At 59.9% G+C, this 20369-nt stretch carries 12 protein-coding genes; 1 reads left to right on the top strand and 11 read right to left on the bottom strand.

The window, feature by feature from the left end; translation table 11 throughout:
* Positions 1 to 226: 226 nt before the first annotated feature.
* The gene (locus ACODTD_RS24960) at positions 227 to 7420 is read left to right on the top strand and encodes a TcdA/TcdB pore-forming domain-containing protein (protein ID WP_489105332.1); all 7194 of its coding nucleotides are present in this window, start codon (positions 227 to 229) and stop codon (positions 7418 to 7420) included.
* Between the two features lie 60 nt (positions 7421 to 7480).
* Here the strand turns inward: ACODTD_RS24960 and ACODTD_RS24965 are convergent, their stop codons facing one another.
* The 11 genes from ACODTD_RS24965 to aroQ form a co-directional block, all read right to left on the bottom strand.
* Positions 7481 to 8077 (bottom strand): MarC family protein, encoded by a 597-nt coding sequence (locus tag ACODTD_RS24965; protein ID WP_007951032.1) that lies wholly within the window; start codon positions 8075 to 8077, stop codon positions 7481 to 7483.
* A gap of 62 nt (positions 8078 to 8139) precedes the next feature.
* A complete protein-coding gene (locus ACODTD_RS24970) occupies positions 8140 to 10917 on the bottom strand; it encodes a hybrid sensor histidine kinase/response regulator (RefSeq protein ID WP_011332258.1) in 2778 nt (925 codons plus the stop codon).
* 102 nt (positions 10918 to 11019) lie between these two features.
* A complete protein-coding gene (purD, locus tag ACODTD_RS24975; RefSeq protein WP_201817300.1) occupies positions 11020 to 12312 on the bottom strand; it encodes a phosphoribosylamine--glycine ligase in 1293 nt (430 codons plus the stop codon).
* A gap of 153 nt (positions 12313 to 12465) precedes the next feature.
* Complete coding sequence (purH, locus tag ACODTD_RS24980; RefSeq protein WP_041475129.1) at positions 12466 to 14073, bottom strand: bifunctional phosphoribosylaminoimidazolecarboxamide formyltransferase/IMP cyclohydrolase; 1608 nt, start codon at positions 14071 to 14073, stop codon at positions 12466 to 12468.
* 82 nt (positions 14074 to 14155) lie between these two features.
* Entirely contained in the window at positions 14156 to 14476 is a 321-nt protein-coding gene (gene fis, locus ACODTD_RS24985; protein WP_002555375.1) for a DNA-binding transcriptional regulator Fis, read from the bottom strand.
* Positions 14473 to 15483: a tRNA dihydrouridine synthase DusB gene (gene dusB, locus ACODTD_RS24990; RefSeq protein WP_011332261.1), complete on the bottom strand. Its 1011-nt coding sequence runs from the start codon at positions 15481 to 15483 to the stop codon at positions 14473 to 14475. The genes fis and dusB overlap by 4 nt, the downstream gene beginning before the upstream one ends.
* Positions 15484 to 15668: 185 nt before the next feature.
* The gene (locus ACODTD_RS24995; protein ID WP_011332262.1) at positions 15669 to 16937 is read right to left on the bottom strand and encodes a DUF3426 domain-containing protein; all 1269 of its coding nucleotides are present in this window, start codon (positions 16935 to 16937) and stop codon (positions 15669 to 15671) included.
* Positions 16938 to 16967: 30 nt separating this feature from the next.
* Positions 16968 to 17846 (bottom strand): 50S ribosomal protein L11 methyltransferase, encoded by an 879-nt coding sequence (gene prmA / locus ACODTD_RS25000; protein ID WP_201817304.1) that lies wholly within the window; start codon positions 17844 to 17846, stop codon positions 16968 to 16970.
* 166 nt (positions 17847 to 18012) lie between these two features.
* Entirely contained in the window at positions 18013 to 19371 is a 1359-nt protein-coding gene (gene accC, locus ACODTD_RS25005) for an acetyl-CoA carboxylase biotin carboxylase subunit (protein ID WP_064593229.1), read from the bottom strand.
* Positions 19372 to 19388: 17 nt separating this feature from the next.
* A complete protein-coding gene (gene accB, locus ACODTD_RS25010) occupies positions 19389 to 19856 on the bottom strand; it encodes an acetyl-CoA carboxylase biotin carboxyl carrier protein (protein ID WP_007951023.1) in 468 nt (155 codons plus the stop codon).
* Between the two features lie 24 nt (positions 19857 to 19880).
* Positions 19881 to 20336: a type II 3-dehydroquinate dehydratase gene (gene aroQ, locus ACODTD_RS25015; RefSeq protein ID WP_011332265.1), complete on the bottom strand. Its 456-nt coding sequence runs from the start codon at positions 20334 to 20336 to the stop codon at positions 19881 to 19883.
* Positions 20337 to 20369: the final 33 nt, after the last annotated feature.

Raw genomic sequence — 20369 nt, forward strand, 5'->3', positions numbered from 1 at the left:
GTTTGCCAATGCCGAAACTTAATTTGTGGTGCGGAAAGTTTATTGTTTTTTTTTGTTTTCAGGTCGGCAGGCGAGAGTTTTTTGGTAGTTAGTGTGTTGTTCTTCGAGTTGGTGTTTTTTAATGTTTCGATTGTAATGTTTGGAATTTCCATGGTTTTGCCATGTTTGTGTTGTTTGGGTAGTTTTGAACCGGACTTCAATGGATGGTTGGTTAAAGGTGGTTTTTATGGAATATGTCCCAGGGGATGTTGCAGAATTGTCCTGGTTTTCTTCAGTGTCCGAATTTAAGACAATAAAGGCAGCGTTCGCCGAGTATTCGGCGAGTGCCGAATACTCGGCGCTGGAACGTTATTTTCAATCTGTCGTTGCAACTGCGCCGATCGCCGAAAAGCAGTTGCCGGTCAAACTCTTTCTGGAAACCTTCGAATCGTTGGCCGGGCGAATGGAAGGGCCCGCCTCGCCGGTCATCGAACGGGCGCGTGTCGGTATTAAAAGTTACGCATCGCGGCTTTCCGCAACCGTTTCCATGCTTTCGGGTGTCGCTCGTCCCGTGCCGAAAATCATGCACTTCGTCTGGGTAGGCGGCAGTGAAGTCGGCAACATCCAGCGCGACTACATGAATATCTGGCGCGCCTTGCTGGGCCCGGAGGATTACCGATTCAATCTCTGGTACGACAGCGATGCGCTGCTGGCTTTCGAGATGAACCGCGTCATTCTCGACAGCGCCAGGGCGCATGCGATGGAGTCCGGGGGAGATCAAGTCAGCAAACCTTCGCAGCTGTCGCAAATGATTGAAGACCGCGCGCGTATCCTGAAACTCCAGATGTCGGATTACATCAACCAGCCACAATGGGCCGGACGCAGGGATGACGCCCGCATCCAGTTGATGGTCAGCGCTTATGGCAAGGACCGGACGGTGCTGGAGGCGTTCCGCCAGAAGTGTCTGGATTCGCATCTGGCGATGGCAAGTGACGATCTGCATCTGCGTGACGTTGGCCATGAGTTTGCCGGACATTTTCTGCAGGATGTCTATCAGCGGGAAGTCGGCATGCGCGGAAATTTCGCGGCAGCCAGCGATGTCGTCAGGTTGCAGGCCGGGTTTCTGGAGGGCGGCCGCTACAGTGACATGGACTATTTGCCTCCGTTTGCCGACGGGCTGGGCGGGGTGGACATCAGCAAGTTCAGCGCAGATGCGAAGGTCGGCGTTCTACAACTTCTACTCAACGAAGATGCCGCGTTGATGCCCGGTCGAGATCGGTCCCGATACACAGACAGAACCGACAAAATTCCTGCGGAGCATAAAGATAAACTGCTCGCGTTCGCCCGCGAGAAGCCGGGTCTTTCTAGAATATTCGTTGCCCCGAAGGACCGCTCGGTACCGCAGGACGCTGTTCGCCTGGGGGTCGCGCGAGGCATTGCATCCAACAACGAAATGAACGCGCATTTTCTGGCCCACCCGCGCAGCGCAATGACCATGGCCTACATGCAAGCGATCCGTTTGAATTATGACTGTTTGTATGAAGTCGAACGTCGTCTGGACGCAGCGGGCATCGTGGCGACGGATGATAGCCGTGTTATCAGCGTCATTCAGAACGTCGTCAATGAAAAACAGGCTGAAGGAAGATTTCCAGGTTCAAAAAATCACTATTCATCGGCGAGTCTCATTGAAGCCATTGCTACGTATTATCAAGACGGAATTCGTATCGGCGCACGAGGAACTATCACGCTGACCGGGCCGGGTGGGGCGGTGGCGGGAGTGGCAAAGTATATAGAAGATAAATTATTGCCCGATCATGTTGATGATGTCCGTAATCATCTCAAGTTGGTAAGTGGTTATAACGTCTATACCGAAGAGGAAATGATCTCTGGCTGGACCGTCAATGATGATCCAGAACAATGGCTGACGAAAGAACACAACAAGTGGAAGGATGGAAAGCTCCTGTCACGTTATGGCGCCAACCTGACGGAGTTGCTCAATGAGCACCATATGACATTCAAGCAGGGCTGGCCGGTTATTGAAGGTAAACCGGTTTTCTTGACCGATGTATTGCAGAAGCTGATGAATGATCTGGGCGAGCCCTTGATCAATGCCATGCGAGACAAACTCAGTGGTGAAATCGATGTCGGCAGGCGCGTCGACCTGGGTTTCGATGTTCGACAGCAAATCCTTGCGCAGCCTGACAGCGCCCTGCCTGTTTCCAACGGGGAACAGGTCGCCGGCAATCTCAATGATTTCCTGACCCGGCTTGCCCACGGATCGGTTGCACTGGATCAATTGAGTCCTTTGCAGAGGGCTGTCATCGGGGGATTGTTCCGCGCACCGAACGTGGATGCCCAAGGTTTTGCCGAGGCCTGGGAAAAAGTCCAGGAGGTCGCCCTGGGAACCGCCGATGAGAGTTTTTTCAAACGCTACAACGCTATCGAAAAGGTCCTCCACGAGAGCAAGGCTCCCGCGTTTGAAGCAGGCCTTGCCCATGGGGGTACACCTGGCGTGGAGACAGCGGGCGAACTGAAAGTGCGTGCATTGGCCGAGCCGCTGACCCTGTACCAGTGGGGGCAGCGCATTGCACAGATCAACAGCACCGCGCGCCGCGACTATCAGACGAAAATCCTTGAAAGTGCCGCGCGGGTCCGGGAGCGGTTTTACAACGCGGGGGCCATTTCGGCGCGACAGTTTCCCCAGGATCTGTTGAGACTGGGCACCGACGATCCCGGCCGCCGCTGCTTTCCCTTGGCATTGCTGATGGCCGCTGCGCTGGGGCTCGGGGACGAGGCCGAGCGTGCGCTGGTCGGCCGGATTGCCAATGCCAGTCTTGACCCCACTGACGCCGAGTCCCGAGCCATGTTTGCCGCGCTGGATGATTTGTCGGGCGTTGCAACGACCGAGATCGGGCGCTCGAACGGGGTACTTGGGCTTGACGTGATTGTCCGCAATCTTGAGATGAAAACCGGATCTGCTGTCTACCTGCTCGACACCGGCAAGCATGCATTGCTGGTAGCCAGGATTCACATTGACGGTAAACCGGCCTATCGCTTTTTCGACCCGAATTTTGCAATTTACGGATTCTCCCGGGCAGATCAACTCCAGCAAGCCATTCAAGGTCACCTCGCCAGTGACGGTGATTTGGCAGCGCTCTATGGTCTGGCCGGTTCGACCGACTCCGTGTTCACGGTGATCGAACTGGATACGAAGGCGATTGCCGACAAGGTATTGCCTTCGAAACTGTCCGTGAACGACCTTCTGAAGAGCGAACGGGTTACCGTCGGCCGAACGGTTTCGGTATGGGATGAACAGGCGTCGGCACGCATGCGCTCGCTTTCTGAAAACGTGCGGATGGGAGAGGGCCTGGCGCAACTTGATGCGCGCTACCAGGCAGGCGAGTTCGAAGAAGCAACCCGGCGTTTGCGCAGTGACAATAAACTTGGGGAGCACTATCTGCCATTGCTTGAGACGGTGAAGGAAACATCGAAAACGCACTACACGCTGACCCTGGTTGACGCTCGCAATCCCCAGGTCTCGGTCGAGGTCAGTACCGTCGACTCACGCTTCATCAAACTCGCAAGGCACATCAAGCGTCTGGCAAAAAACCTTGCGGGTCCGGCGCGAGGTCCGGCGGATTCTGACGGCGGCAGCCGCTTGAGTTTTGCCTTCGCTATCCAGGCCATCATCAATGAGATGCGCAGTCGAGAGTATCAACGTCAAGGGGGGCAGATTCCTGCATTGACCACCGCTTTGCAGGTCCAGGCATACGTGAGCTATGCGCAACTGAGTTTCGGTGTCGCGACAGATGCACTGCAGATGGTCAGTCTGGTGCGACAAGTGGCGGCGAGTGAACGGGCTCTTGCCGCGGGTCACGCTTCGCTGTCCTCGCGTCTGCTGGGTCGCGCCGCGTCGGGAGTGGGCCTCGGGTTCTCGGCGGTCAACATCGGTTTCGACATCCATGGCCTGACCGTGGCCACCAATGATGAGCAACGCTCGCGATTCGCCACCCAGCTTGCCTTCAATGTGGCGGCGTTGGGTCTGGATATAGCTGCGCTGGCTGTCGGCGGTACGGTGGGGGCAGCCGCCGCTGTGCTGTCGGTTCCTTTGTTGGGCATCGGTATCGGTGCAGCGGCCATTGCCAGCAACCTGGGACAAATCAGCGACAAGGCCAGAGCGGTCGGACGGCACTTGTTTCTGATCAATGAAGCCTACACAGAGTCGGGGCACAACATAGAGGAGGGTGTCCTGAGGTTCGAACCTGAAGCCGTCATTACAGCGCTGGATCTACGGCGGGGCAGCGTGGAGTTCGATAGCCAGAAGTTCTTTCCGACGATCTTTCAGACTGTAGGGCTTCCCTCCTTCGATGCAAGAGACCAGGAACAGCACCGGGCGATCAATATTCGCGAAGCGCTGCGCCTCCCATCAACTCTGAGAATCGACAGGCAGAATAAGGTCAATGCAGTTGTATTGCCCTGCACGCCAACCTGTTACTACGGATATGAATACCAATTGGGCTCGTCCGGTTTTGCTCCCGACGAGGATGTGTCAGAACGCCTGACGGCTTATCAGCGTTTCTGGGATTACGGGGACTATCCATTACCGGTTGCGCAAGACAGCAGCAGACTGCGTACGTCCTATCCCAATATCATCGACGGGTGGAAGAAACGCCTGGAGTTCGATGAGCGGGGCGAGCAACGGTTCCAGTTCTTTTCCACGGCCCCGTTCCCTCATGTCCTCTACAAACTGCATCCGTTCAACAAGCCGACCACTGTCCGCATCAGCCTGAATGAACACTGCCGCCAGTTGGTCGTACCTCAATTGCCGGCCGAATGGAACAACCTGATTTCCTATGAGATCACCGCCCATTCTGGACAAGTGCAGCTGACGCTCAGTCCGGGTGTGGTATCGGTTGTCCTCAATTCGCCGCCTCTGGTTGACGGACCTTCCGTCGTGGCGTTTTCGCCTCGTGCCACAGCCGACTGGGTAATTTCCGCGCCTTGGGCCGGTGAGGAACAGGTCCGGTTCGAGGACGCTGTACTTATCGTCGACGGCATCCGGATCGATGGCTTTGAAGGTTTTATACGGCTCAAGGGCGGCGAACTGTTTCAGGTCGATCGCAGCAAAAACAATGCGTTGCTGCTGGTTCGCATGGATCTGGAAAGCGACAGGGTTTGGCAAACAAGTAAATCCGCTGTTGGCATCACAATCGATCCGCCGGACGTGGATCGGATTTCCGATACCGTTCTGGCAAGGCTCAGGAGCCTGCGCCGGGCGAATCGACTGGCGTCGTCACACATTCCAGTATCCGGTTTCCATGTGCCTTTGACCGTCTCGAACAGGCCTGTCTCGACCACCGGGTACTACGACGCCGGGCGGGATCGCATGCTGTATCCGCGCAATCTGCCGGACGCAGTGAACACAGGCATCGTTCTTGGGGCTGTCGTCGCAGAGCATGCGTGGTTCTACCATCCCGACCACCCGACGATATGGCGTGTCGATGCCCTTTCCGGAACGGTCAATCATCGCTATCGCCTGATGAATCCTGCGCAGGGTTCAAGAATCAAGGGTTTCGAAGGCACAGTCGGCGGAGATCTGCGTGTCGTTCAGGAAATCACCGGGTCGGGTGAGACCGACTATTCGCTGGAATATCTGATTCGCGGACAAAAGCTGACATTCACCCACTTCCATGCCAGTAGTCACTCTGAAGATTTACTTCAAAGGACACTGGAGTACTGGAAACAACCTTTGAGTCAGTTCATGCGATCCAGGCCGTATGCCGATGACTCCAGCGAAATGTCCGCGTCGCTGAGCTCCTGGAAATCCGCGCCGTTTATTGGGTTGCGCTGTATTGACCACGGTGAGTTTGCGTACTCTGGATGGCTTCGGCCGCATGACAACCAATTCATCCTCAATGATTTCGATGTCACGCAGCGGACGATGTTGATGTGGGACCGGGTCGATAATCAGGACGCGATTATTTATGACAAGGAAGATGAAACGCTCATTCGAGTTGCGCTGAGCCGGATCGAAGACAGGGAGACCCTGGACGACGTTATCGAAAACGATGTCGTCGAGATGACTTCCACCGCAGGTCGTTACATTGCCACCAAAAAGGACGGGCGTCTGTTCGAAGTCGACAGGGACGGCGAACTGCGGTTCATCGGTGTCGGTCAGCGCTGGTTCGAACTGAATCCGCAATGGATCGATGCATTGGCGAAGCTGGCTCAAGCGTATAAGGCCGCGCCGTTTGCGGTCATTGGTCTGACTCGTACTTCCAGTCCCGGATTCCTGGCGGCTTGGTGCATCGCCGGGCAGTTGTTGCTGGTGGACGGCGGCTCTGGCGGGGAACTGACGTTGCTCGCCATGACGCCGGAAGGAAAGGCAGCCTGGGTGTTCGACAAGGAGGCGGGCAAGCTCTATCGCCAGGCATTTGTCGATTTCGCAGCCGTTCGGGTCGCCTTTGCCGAAGGCTCGAAGCTGTTGAACCGGGAGCATTTGCCGAAGGTGGAGCCCGTCTGGGATCAGTGGCAGGTTGCGGAGGTCGAGGTTCATGGTCAAGGATTGCTGGCGCAGACTCTGGACGGTGTGAACCTGGCGTTGATCGAGGGCCGGCCGGCCAGAATCCTCGGTGTCGAAAATCGCTGGTCCGCCCTTGATCATTCAACCGACGTCCAGCTGCGCGGCCGTTTACAAAAGCTGGTCTCGGCATTTCCTCATGCCGCCTTCATGCCGGTCGGAGAGAAGGATGGTCGCTATCGGTACTATGTCCCCGAGTCCGATCAGCTGTTTGACGTTCGCAAACCGTCAGACGGGCAATGGCCGGCGTTTCTGGGCATTAAAAGTGGATCTGTGCCGCTGACGTTTGACTCCGCGGATAACGTTGTCTTCACTCAGCGCTTTGATCCGGCCCCTTCAATCTCGGTCTGGATGCAGGATTGCCTGGCGAAACGGGATGAAGAGGTCATGTTCATTGCATCTCGCGGTGACTTTCCGGGTTCGCAGGCAGTAGTGCCGCAGGGCGTTGAAAGGCTGTTGCTGACATTCGGCTCGCCGCAACAGGTCTGTCGCCTGAACGACGAGGACTGGCAGCGTATGGACTGCATCGTGCTCGAATGCCAGCCTTCCCCGGACATTCAGCCTTCAAAACTGCCCGTCCTGATCCTTGAGATGTCTGCGAACGAACATCTGTTGCTGACGGTGCAGGACGGACAACTGGTGTTGATCGATCCGGACAACGCTCACAGTCTGATAGTGCGCGATATGTACGCCTCGGAAGGCGGGCCGGTCATTGCGATGGAGATCCATGTCAGGACCGGAACAAGTGACCACCGGTTCAGTCTTGAACGGTTGCTGCTCACGGTCATGGCTGATCAGGTCGACAAAGGATACGTGGAAATGAAGGCGTTGATCGCAACGAGTGAATCGTTCACCCGCTGATTCGATGGCCACCAAAAAAGGCCGCTGATGTCTGCATCGGCGGCCTTGTGTATTTCTGCTTCACGGCACCAGATAACCTTTCACACCGGTAAAGATGATTTGCGCAGCGAGGGCGCAGACAAACAGTCCCATCAGGCGGCTGACGATCTGCAGACCCTGATCGCCAAGAATCCGTTCGATGCGGTTGGACAGATACAGCACCACGCCCACCGTGAAGCTGGCGAGGGCGATGCTCATGATCGCAAAGAGCTTGTCGTCCCAGTGTGGCTGGCTGACGCCCATCACCAATAGCGCACCGATGGTGCCGGGGCCGACGGTCAGCGGAATGGTCAGCGGGACAATCGTCACGTCCTGCTGCACGTTGTCGGTCTGCACGGCGGACTTGCCCTGCGCCATGCCCAGCGCCGAAATGAACAGTACGCTGCCGGCACCGATGCGGAAGGCATCCACGGTGATGCCGAACACATCGAAGATTACCCGCCCGAACAGGTACAGCAATACGCTCGAGACCAGGGTGGCGACAGCCACTTTCCAGGCCAGGCGGCGTTGTTCCTTGCGCGAGTAACCACGGGTCAGGCTGATGAAGCAGGACAACACGAAGAACGGGCTGTAGAGCACCAGCATCTTCAGGTAAACACTGAATAACACGTGGAGCATGGCGCGGGCTCGCTGGCGGGGAAAGTCGGGGGAGTCTAACAGGCGCTATCGTGTCTGTCGGCTCACGACGGTTGCGTCGTCGCTCGGTTCTGCTGATCACGCTGGGCCACCCAGTGCTCGATCAGCTCGCGCAGTTGCGACAGCTCCACCGGTTTGGCCATGTGCCCGTCCATCCCGGCCTGGCGCGCGCGTTCCTTGTGCTCGGCGAGGATGTGCGCGGTCAGCGCCACGATCGGCGTGCGGATGCGCTGGTTGCCGACTTCCCAGGCCCGCAGTTGCTGGGTGGCGGAGAAGCCGTCGAGGATCGGCATTTCGCAGTCCATCAACACCAGGTCGTAGCGCTGGGCTTTCATCGCCTGCAAGGCTTCTTCGCCATTGCTGGCGGTGTCGGGCTGCAGGTTGAGTTTGCCGAGCATGCCCCGGATCACCTTGGTCGAAATGGTGTTGTCTTCGGCCACCAGAATACGGAAATCACTCGGCACCTTGACCGGCGCGGCGGGGCTCGCAACCTGTGGCTGGAACACCACCTGGCCACGATTGCGCTGGTTCAGTTCATCGGCGAGCGTGGTCTTGAGGGTGTAGCCGGCCACCGGTTTGGCCAGGATGCGCTTGATCCCTGAGTTGCGCGCGATGATCTTGCTCGGCGCATTGCTGATGCCGGTGAGCATGATCAGCAGGATGTCGTGGTTCAGGCTCGGGTCTTCCTTGATCTTGGCCGCCAGTTGCATGCCGGTCATGCCGGGCATGTTCTGGTCCAGCAGGACCACGTCGAAGTAATCACGCAAATGCGCTTTGGTGCGCAGCAGGGCCAGCGCTTCCTTGCCCGACGGCACGGCGCTGACGTTCAGGCCCCAGGCGCTGCATTGCTGCACCAGCACCTTGCGGCAGGTGTCGTTGTCGTCCACCACCAGCACGCGCGCGCCTTGCAGCGGGCTGTCGAGATCCGAGGTCGGATGCTCCAGGCGATCTGGGTCCAGCGGCAGAGTCAGCCACAGCGTGCTGCCCTGGCTGGCGCCGCTCTTGATGCCGAACTCGCCCTGCATCAGGCGGATCAATTGGCGGGCGATCACCAGACCGAGGTTGCCGCCCAGGCGGTTGGCCGACAGGAAGTGCTTGCTGTGCAACTCGGCGTGCATCAGCGCGTCGCGCTCTTCCTGATCCATCGGCTGGCCGCTGTCCTGCACGGCAATGCGCAGGCGTGGGCCGGCGCTGCGTTCGTCGAGGGCGACCACCACCAGCACTTCGCCTTCTTCGGTTTTCTTCAGGGCGTTTTCCAGCAGGCTCAGCAGCGTCTGACGCAGGCGCGTCGGGTCGCCACTGATGACCCGTGGCACTTGCGGCTGGATGAAACTGATGAGCTCGACGTTCTGCTGTTCGGCCTTGGCGCGGTAGATGCTCAGGCAATCGTCGATCAGCGCGTTGAGATCGAACTGTACATCGTCGAGTTCGATCTGCCCGGACTCGAGCCGCGAGATGTCGAGTATCTCGTTGATCAGGGTCAGCAGTTCGTTGCCGGCGCTGTGGATGGTCTGCACGTAGTCGCGTTGTTTGACCGACAGTGGCGTGCCGAGCAGCAGTTCGGTCATGCCCAGTACGCCGTTCATCGGCGTGCGGATTTCGTGGCTGATCTTGGCCAGGAACTCGGCCTTGGCGTTGATTTCGGCGTTGCTCGCTGCGAGGTCGCGGCTGATGCTGAAACGGCTTTCGGTGATGCTGCGTTGACGCTCGCCGAGGGCGATGCTCATCAACAGGCCGCTGATGCAGATGAAACCCATCAGGGTCATGATCAGGCCCTGCGGCGCCACCAGGGTCAGCCCCAGCAAGGCCGGGAGGATGATCAGCGTGCCGATGTTGAACACCACCATTGCGGCAACGAACAGCCGGGCAGGGCGGTAGCCTTTCTGCCAGTGGTAGAAACCCACCAGCAGCATGCTCAGGCCGGCCAGGGCCACCAGCGCGTAGGTGATGATGTTCAGCGGCAGGGTGTTGACGAACAACAGCAACAGGCTGCAGATCACGATGAACAGGATGTCGCCGATCAGCAGCTTGTTCAGCGGATGCGGGCCGAGCGGGGCGAAGAAACGGTAGGCGAACATCAGGCCGGCGGGCGCGGTCAGCAGCAGGGCCAGATAGGCGCCGGGAGTCTGGATCGCGTGCCAGTTCGGCAACCACGGGCCGGCGAGGTTGAGCAACAGCAACAGGCTCAGGCTCAACAGACCTTCACACACCGCGAGCCACAGGCTGCTGCGCGAGCGGGTGTAGGCATAGCGGATCAGGTTGTGCAGGATCAACATCGCCAGACAGCCGAACAGCAGGCCGTAGATCAGCGTCTGGTTGTGATTGGCCGCGGCCATCACCGCCGCTTGCAGGGTGATGTACGGGCGCAGCTGGTGGTCTGAGACCAGTCGCAGGTAGACATCGAGGGGCTTGTCACTCTGGGGCAACGGCAGCATGAAATCGCTGCTGGGCAGCGGTCGCTCCGCCTGGGGCTGAGCGGTGCCGGTGTCGCGTTGTTCGATCAGTCGATCACCGTCGAGTACATACAGATTGAGGTGCGACAGGTCGGGGGCGAAGATCCGCAGCACTTGTTCGTGCTTGCCGGGCGCCAGTCTGAAACGCAGCCACAAGGCGCCATCGGGTTCGGCCGCGGTCAGGCGGTCAAGCTCGATGGGGCTGAATTGATTGGTGTAGCGGGCGGAGCGGATGTCGCTCAGCTGGAGGTTGCCCTGATCGTCAAGCAATACCGACCAGCCACTGCCTTGCGCGGCCTGGGCCGGGAGCATGCAGAGCAAGGTCAACAGCGTAACGGTGAAGCCTATGGCAATCCTGAGCCAGCGCACGGCGAAATCCCTTCGTAGGTTGATGCCAGAATATAACGATGCGCAGCGTCGGAACAGTCCGGCAGGGGCGATGGGCCCCTGCCGGAAACACAGCGTAGCTTATTACTGAGACTCACCGCGTTCACGGGCAATGGCGCGGTAGCCAATGTCGGTGCGGTAGAAGCAGCCTTCCCAGTCGATGGCCTTGGCCAGTTTGTAGGCCTGCTCCTGGGCGGCGCCGACGCTGGCGCCCATGGCGGTGGCGCAAAGCACCCGACCACCGGCCGTCACGACGTTGCCGTCCTTGAGCGCAGTACCGGCGTGGAAGACCTTGCCTTCCAGTGCGGCGGCTGCGTCCAGACCGTTGATCGGCGCGCCCTTGGCATAGTCGCCCGGGTAACCGCCGGCGGCCAGCACGATGCCGACGCTCGGGCGTGGATCCCACTGCGCTTCAACCTTGTCCAGCGCCTGAGCCAGCGCGGCTTCGACCAGCAGTACCAGGCTTGATTGCAGACGCAGCATCACTGGTTGGGTTTCCGGGTCGCCGAAGCGGCAGTTGAACTCGATGACCTTCGGATTGCCGGCCTTGTCGATCATCAGACCGGCGTACAGGAAACCGGTGTAGACATTGCCTTCGTCGGCCATGCCGCGCACGGTCGGCCAGATCACCTGGTCCATCACGCGCTGGTGCACCTCGGCGGTGACCACCGGTGCAGGGGAGTAAGCACCCATGCCGCCGGTGTTCGGGCCGCTGTCGCCGTCGCCGACGCGTTTGTGGTCCTGGCTGGTGGCCATCGGCAGGACGTTCTTGCCGTCGACCATGACGATGAAGCTGGCTTCTTCGCCGTCGAGGAATTCTTCGATGACAACGCGTGAACCGGCGTCGCCAAAGGCATTGCCGGCGAGCATGTCGCGCACGGCGTCTTCGGCTTCGGCCAGGGTCATGGCAACAATCACGCCTTTACCGGCGGCCAGGCCGTCGGCCTTGATCACGATCGGTGCGCCTTTTTCACGCAGATAAGCCAGGGCCGGCTCGATCTCGGTGAAGTTCTGGTAGTCGGCGGTCGGGATCTTGTGGCGTGCCAGGAAATCCTTGGTGAAGGCTTTCGAGCCTTCCAGCTGCGCGGCGCCAGCGGTCGGACCGAAGCAGTCCAGGCCACGGGAGCGGAACAGGTCGACGACGCCGGCCACCAATGGCACTTCCGGACCGACGATGGTCAGGGAAACGTTTTTCTCGGCGAAGTCAGCGAGTTGCTCGAGGGCCAGCACGTCGATGGCGACGTTTTCGCACTTGGCTTCAATCGCGGTGCCGGCGTTGCCCGGTGCGACGAAAACTTTCTGCACACGCGGATCCTGAGCCACTTTCCAGGCCAGGGCGTGTTCGCGGCCACCGCTGCCAATGATCAAAACATTCATTTCAAAAACCTCGGATGACGCTAATTCTGTTGAGCGCCGTTGGGGCGCTTTTCTGTGGGAGCTGGCTTGCCAGCGATGGCATCACTGCGGTCTATCTGAAGAACCAAGGTGTCTGCATCGCGGGCAAGCCCGCTCCCACAGGGAATCGGTTTATCAGTGACGGAAATGGCGCATGCCGGTGAAGACCATCGCGATGCCGGCTTCATCAGCAGCAGCAATCACTTCAGCATCACGCATCGAGCCGCCTGGCTGGATCACCGCCGTGATACCGACCTTGGCCGCATTGTCCAGGCCGTCGCGGAACGGGAAGAACGCATCGGATGCCATCACCGAACCGGCCACTTGCAGACCGGCGTGCTCAGCCTTGATCGCGGCGATACGCGCCGAGTTCACGCGGCTCATCTGGCCGGCGCCGACACCGATGGTCTGGCGGTTCTTGGCGTAGACGATGGCGTTGGATTTGACGAACTTGGCCACTTTCCAGGCGAAGATCAGGTCGTGGACTTCCTGCTCGGTCGGTGCGCGCTTGGTCACCACTTTCAGGTCGTCGGCACCGATCATGCCGATGTCGCGGCTCTGTACCAGCAGACCGCCGTTGACGCGCTTGTAGTCCCAGGCCGGAACGCGATCCGCCGACCACTCGCCGCAGGCCAGCAGGCGCACGTTGGCCTTGGCGGCGACAATGGCGCGGGCTTCTTCGCTGACACTTGGGGCGATGATCACTTCAACGAACTGACGCTCGACGATCGCCTTGGCGGTCTCGGCATCCAGTTCACGGTTGAAGGCGATGATGCCGCCGAACGCGGATTCGGTGTCGGTGGCGTAGGCCAGTTCGTAGGCCTGACGGATGCCACCTTCGGCGTCCGGGCTCACGGCCACGCCGCACGGGTTGGCGTGCTTGACGATCACGCAGGCCGGTTTGACGAAGCTCTTCACGCATTCCAGCGCGGCGTCGGTGTCGGCCACGTTGTTGTACGACAGTTCCTTGCCTTGCAACTGGGTGGCGGTGGCGATGCCGACTTCGGCAGGCTTGGCCTCAACGTAGAACGCCGCGCTCTGGTGCGGGTTCTCGCCGTAGCGCATTTCCTGGGCCTTGATGAACTGGCTGTTGAAGGTGCGCGGGAATTCGCTGCGACCTTCGGTGCTCAGGGTTTCGGCGGCCTGGTTCACGGTGCCCATGTAGTTGGCGATCATGCCGTCGTAGGCGGCGGTGTGTTCGAACGCCTTGAGCATCAGGTCGAAACGCTGAGCGTAGGTCAGGCCACCGGCCTTGAGGTTTTCCAGGACGTCGGCGTAATCGCTGGCATTCACCACGATGGCCACGTCTTTGTGGTTTTTCGCCGCCGAACGGACCATGGTCGGACCGCCGATGTCGATGTTCTCGATGGCGGTCGGCAGGTCGCAGCCTGGCTTGCTGATGGTGGCTTCGAACGGGTACAGGTTGACGGCTACCAGATCGATCGGCTTGATGCCGTGCTCGTTCATGATGGCGTCGTCGATACCGCGACGACCGAGGATCCCGCCGTGGATTTTCGGGTGCAGGGTTTTCACCCGACCGTCCATCATCTCTGCGAAACCGGTGTAATCCGCGACTTCCACTGCGGCCACGCCGTTGTCCTGCAGCAGTTTGAAGGTCCCGCCGGTGGAAAGGATTTCCACGCCCAGGGCTTCCAGCTCCCTGGCGAATTCGAGGATCCCGGTCTTGTCGGAAACACTGATCAAGGCGCGGCGGATCGGCAGGCGGGTAGTCTGGTCGGTCATCTCAATTTCCATCAAAAGCAAGGGAAGTCAGCAAAAAAGGCGACCGGTTTTACGCGGGCGCCTTTCTGGTTTGATTGAATGCTTACAGCAGATCGTACTGCTTGAGTTTCTTGCGCAGCGTGCCGCGGTTCAGTCCGAGCAGCTCGCTGGCCTTGGTCTGGTTGCCCTTGACGTAGTTCATCACGCTTTCGAGCAGGGGAGCCTCGACTTCGGAGAGCACCAGGTTGTACACGTCCGTGACGGACGCGCCCTCAAGGTGGGCGAAATAATTGTGCAGCGCCTTCTCGACACTCCCGCGAAGGGTCTGGCCTTCTTCGCTCGGGGTATTGAGGTGCTGTTTCAAATTCACGTTGTCGCTCACGGGTGTTGTTCCACTCACTAAAGTCTCGGTCATCATCGTCATGCGGCCACCCCTTCTCCGTCCCCTGTCAGGCTCTTGTAACGTTCGGCGAAGAACTCCCGAACGTTGGCGCATTGTGTTTCCGTACCATCCAAACGATTGAAGTGGGCGCGAAATTCCCTGGCGCCCGGCAAGGTTGCGAGATACCAGCCCACATGCTTGCGGGCAATTCGCACACCCATCACGTCCCCATAGAAGGCGTGAAGGGCGGCCAGATGCTCAAGCAGAATGCGTTCCACCTCGATCAGCTCCGGCGCCGGCAGTTTTTCGCCGGTACGCAGGAAGTGTTCGATCTCGCGAAAAATCCATGGCCGCCCCTGGGCAGCCCGGCCGATCAACAGGCCATCGGCACCGGTCGCGTCGAGCACGTAGCGGGCCTTTTCCGGCGATACGATGTCGCCGTTGGCAAAGACCGGAATCGACACCGCCTGCTTGATCGCGGCGATGGTGTCGTACTCGGCTTCACCGGTGTACAGGTCGGCGCGGGTGCGGCCATGCACCGCCAGCGCCGTGATCCCGGCCTGCTCGGCGATCTTCGCCACGGTCAGGCCGTTCTTGTTGTCGCGATCCCATCCGGTGCGGATCTTCAGGGTCACCGGCACATCAACCGCCGCCACAACGGCGTTCAGGATCTCGGTAACCAGTGCCTCATCCTTCAACAACGCGGAGCCGGCGGCCTTGTTGCAGACCTTCTTCGCCGGGCAACCCATGTTGATATCAATAATCTGTGCGCCCAGTTCGACGTTCGCCCGGGCCGCATCCGCCAGCATCTGCGCATCGCCACCGGCGATCTGCACCGAGCGCGGCTCGGGATCGCCTTCGTGGATCATGCGCATGCGCGACTTGCGGGTGTTCCACAGGCTCATGTCACTGGTGACCATTTCCGAGACTACAAGCCCTGCGCCCAGACGCTTGCACAACTGACGAAAGGGCTGGTCGGTGACACCCGCCATCGGGGCGAGGATCAAGCCGTTCTGCAATGTATATGGGCCGATGCGTACCGCCGACATAGGACTTCCCTGAAGTGGGGCCGGATCATGAGAGTTCGAAAAAGGGTTGGCATGATACCCGCTCTCGATGACTGGATAAAGGCTGAATTGAACAAAATCTGAACAGTTATTCTGTTATTACCGCCGGTTTGGTCGTGCGCTGCGCAGTCAGAAAACTGCCGTCAATCCGGGAGCGATGAAGCGTTTCACTCGGGCGAGTGGAAACTCAGGCTGTAGTTCACGGCTTTCGGGCCTGGATCGAGGATGTCCAGGGCGATGTGGATCGGCGTCTGCGGCGGCATTTCCGCCATGCCTTCGAGGTCGCCGTTGAGGTATTCGCCGGGTTTGAAGCGACGACTGGCGATCAGGTGGCCGTTGAGGTCGGCGAAGCGCAACTCCAGCAGCGGAAACGGCTGCGAGAACGGCGCGCGGTTATAAATGATCGCGTCCACCACCAGCGCACCGCTGAATTCCGGGTGGCTGCGCACCACCAGATTGCTGCTCTTGATCTTGGCGATATCCACCTTGGACGGCACCGTGCAGCCGACTTGCGGGCACAGTTGCTGGAACCATGGCCGGTATTGATCCTGGCGGGCCAGTTCATCGAAGTGATAGGCGATGTATTGTCCACCCAGACCGGCAGCGGCGAGTACGATCAGCAACAGCCAGAGCAGGCGACGGCCCCAGGGCGAGCGGCGTTTCTGCCAGTCCAGTTGCAGCGGGTCGTCGGTCAGATCCTGCAAGGCTTCTGCGCGAACGCTGGATTCGACGCGTTCGCGTTTTTTGCGTGCAGGTTCGATCAGTGGCAGTTCGTCGTCGACGTCGTCGCTGGCCGACAGGCGTTCGCGGCGCGCATTCGGGTCGATCGGATCGTGCAGGCGCAGTTGCGGGATCGGCGGTTCGTCGTCTAGATCCACCGGTTCCAGCGACAGCGAGGGTTCGGTGCGCTCTGATCGAATCGGCTCGGGCTCGATGGCTTCGGGTTCTTCTTCGACTTCGGGTGCGCGCTCATCCGCCGGCTCGCTGAACAGGCTGTCCGGCCATTTCGTGTCTTCCGGTTCGTGGCTGTCACGGCGAGCGCTCAGGGCGTCTTCGCGCGGGCGGCCGAACTCGGTGGTCGGCTGGATTTCCCGTTGTTCGAGGCGGGCCAGTTCTTCGTCCAGATCCAGACTGTCCAGATCCAGCTCGGTGGCGCTCCATTGCTTCTGGCTGACGGCGCGCGGCTCGGGCGTTTCGACGATGGCCGGTGGCTCGGCAGGCGCAGGCTCGCTGATCGGCGGTGGCTCGCTGATTAACGGCGCCACCGGCGTGACAGCTTCCTTGCCAGCGTGTTGCTCCAGCAATTGCTTGGCGGCATTGAACACTTGCAGACAGGAGCCGCAACGAACCACTCCGCGGGCCACGCTCAACTGAGCGTGGCTGACGCGGAAACTGGTTTGGCAATGCGGGCACTGGGTGACGAAGCTGTCGGTCATGCGGCGATCCGGATTGAGCAGGCGGTCATTCTAGCGCCGACGGCCGGTGATGCGCACCCAGCCATCACGATTGGCGATCGGGTCGAGATCGAAGTCCTGCGCGTAGGCAGCGGCGACTTCGTCACCTTGTTCGGCGAGGATCCCGGACAGTGCCAGACGCCCGCCGGACTTGACCAGGCCGGACAGTTGCGGCGCCAGGGAAACCAGCGGGCCGGCCAGAATGTTGGCGACCAGTACGTCGGCTTTGACCTGCGGCAGTTCTTCCGGAAGGTACAGCGGGAACAGTTCGTCAGCAATATTGTTGCGCCCGGCGTTGTCGCGGGACGCTTCCAGCGCCTGCACATCGATGTCGGTGCCCACGGCTTCTTTCGCGCCGAGCAGCAGGGCGGCAATCGCCAGAATCCCCGAGCCGCAGCCAAAGTCCAGCACGTTGCAGTCTTTCAGGTCCTGGCCGTCCAGCCATTCCAGGCACAGGGCGGTGGTCGGGTGGGTGCCGGTGCCGAACGCCAGGCCCGGGTCCAGCAGCAGGTTGACCGCGTCCGGCTCCGGGGCGGCGTGCCAGCTCGGCACGATCCACAGACGCTGGCCGAAACGCATCGGCTGGAAACCATCCATCCAGCTGCGTTCCCAGTCCTGGTCTTCGATTACTTCGCTGTGGTGCTCGGGCAGCGGGCTGCCGGTCAGCAGTTCCAGATGGGCCAGTACCGGGGCGGCTTCGGTGCCGCCCTCGAACAGGGCCAGCAGGTGGGTGTGCGCCCACAGCGGGGTGGTATTGAGTTCCGGTTCGAAGATCGGCTGATCTTCGGCGTCCATGAAGGTCACCGAAACGGCGCCCACTTCAAGAAAAGCGTCTTCGTAGGTTTCGGCTTGTTCTGGGCTGATGGCGAGACGGACTTGCAGCCAAGGCATGGCGGGCACCTGTGAAAAAGATTGATTGCAGCCTAGCGGCCTGCGAGAAGCGCGCAAGTTTACGCGAGCGCGACGGTTTTGTGGGAGCGGGGAATGTGTGAGCAGATGAAACCTTCGGAAACAACAAAGCCGCCCGAAGGCGGCCTTGTCAGGTGCGGGCTGAAGCTTAGTGCTTCTCGCCAGCCAGCTTGTGCTCGAGGTAGTGAATGTTCACGCCCCCTTTGCAGAAGCCTTCGTCGCGGGTCAGATCACGGTGCAGCGGGATGTTGGTCTTGATCCCGTCGACCACGATTTCGTCCAGGGCATTGCGCATGCGGGCCATGGCTTCGTCGCGGGTCGCGCCGTAAGTGATCAGCTTGCCGATCAGCGAGTCGTAGTTCGGCGGAACGGCATAACCGCTGTACAGGTGCGAATCGACGCGAACGCCGTTGCCGCCTGGAGCGTGGAAATGCTTGACCGTACCCGGGCTCGGCATGAAGGTTTTCGGGTCTTCGGCGTTGATCCGGCATTCCAGCGAGTGACCGCGGATGACCACATCATCCTGGGTATACGACAGCTTGTTGCCAGCGGCGATGCTGAGCATCTCCTTGACGATGTCGATACCGGTGACCATTTCCGAAACCGGGTGCTCCACCTGAACGCGGGTGTTCATTTCGATGAAGTAGAAACGGCCGTTCTCGTACAGGAACTCGAAGGTGCCGGCGCCACGGTAGCCGATGTCGATGCACGCCTTGACGCAGCGAGCCAGGACTTCCTTGCGCGCGTTCTCGTCGATGCCCGGTGCCGGCGCTTCTTCGAGAACCTTCTGGTGACGGCGTTGCAGCGAGCAATCGCGGTCGCCCAGATGGATGGCGTTGCCCTGGCCGTCGGACAGAACCTGCACTTCGACGTGACGCGGGTTGGTCAGGAATTTTTCCAGATAGACCATCGGGTTGCCGAACGCCGCGCCAGCTTCGGAGCGGGTCAGTTTCGCCGAGGCGATCAGGTCTTCTTCCTTGTGCACCACGCGCATGCCGCGACCACCACCGCCACCGGCGGCCTTGATGATCACCGGATAGCCGACTTCACGACCGATGCGCAGTGCCGTTTCCTCGTCTTCCGGCAGCGGGCCGTCGGAACCTGGAACGGTTGGCACGCCCGCTTCGATCATCGCGTGCTTGGCCGATACCTTGTCGCCCATCAGGCGAATGGTTTCGGCTTTCGGGCCGATGAAAGCGAAGCCGGAGTTCTCGACCTGCTCGGCGAAATCAGCGTTTTCCGCGAGGAAGCCGTAGCCTGGGTGAATGGCGGTAGCGCCAGTCACTTCGGCGGCAGCGATGATAGCCGGGATGTGCAGGTAGGACTGAGCGGCGGACGCCGGGCCGATGCAGACGGATTCGTCTGCCAGACCCAGGTGCATCAGCTCTTTGTCGGCCTTGGAGTAAACGGCGACGGTCTTGATGCCCATCTCTTTGCAGGCACGCAGAATCCGCAGGGCGATCTCACCGCGGTTAGCGATCAGAACTTTTTCCAACTTCGCAGTCATCAAAGGCTCTCCGCAGTTCAAACGATGGTGAACAGCGGTTGGTCGTACTCAACCGGCTGGCCGTCTTCGACGAGGATGGACTCGATCACACCGCTGGTTTCAGCTTCGATGTGGTTCATCATCTTCATGGCTTCGACGATGCACAGGGTGTCGCCTTTCTTCACGGTCTGGCCGACTTCAACGAAGGACGGCGAGGTGGGCGAAGATTTGCGATAGAAGGTGCCGACCATCGGCGAACGGGCAACGGTGCCGTTCAGCGCTGGAGCAGCAGCGGCAGCCGGAGCAGCTGCAGCAGCAACCGGAGCGGCAGCGGCGGCAGGTGCAGCGGCCGGAGCCTGCATCGGAGCCGGAGCGTAGTACTGCTGCGCCGGGGTCTTGCTGTGACGGCTGATGCGTACGGACTCTTCGCCTTCCTTGATCTCGAGCTCGTCGATGCCGGACTCTTCCAGCAATTCGATCAGTTTCTTAACTTTACGGATATCCATGAATCATCAACTCCCAAGGGTCGGTCAGGGGCGTTTAGCTTGGTGTTCAAGCTGCTCTAGTGCAGCCTCCAGGGCCAGTCGGTAACCGCTGGCGCCAAGGCCGCAGATCACTCCTACCGCTACATCGGAGAAGTAAGAGTGATGGCGGAAAGGTTCGCGTTTGTGCACGTTGGACAAATGCACTTCGATGAATGGGATGCTCACTCCCAGCAGCGCGTCACGTAATGCGACACTTGTGTGTGTAAATGCTGCCGGGTTGATCAGAATGAAGTCCACGCCCTCGCCGCGTGCGGCGTGGATGCGATCGATCAATTCGTACTCGGCATTGCTTTGCAGATACAGCAGATGATGGCCGGCTTCACGGGCGCGGCGTTCCAGATCCTGATTGATCTGCGCCAGGGTGGTCGACCCGTAGGTCCCGGGTTCCCGGGTGCCGAGCAGGTTCAGGTTGGGGCCGTGCAGCACCAGTAGCGTTGCCATCTGCGTGTTCCTTGTTATGGGTGAGCCTTCGTC

The organism is Pseudomonas sp. FG35 (assembly GCF_057809295.1).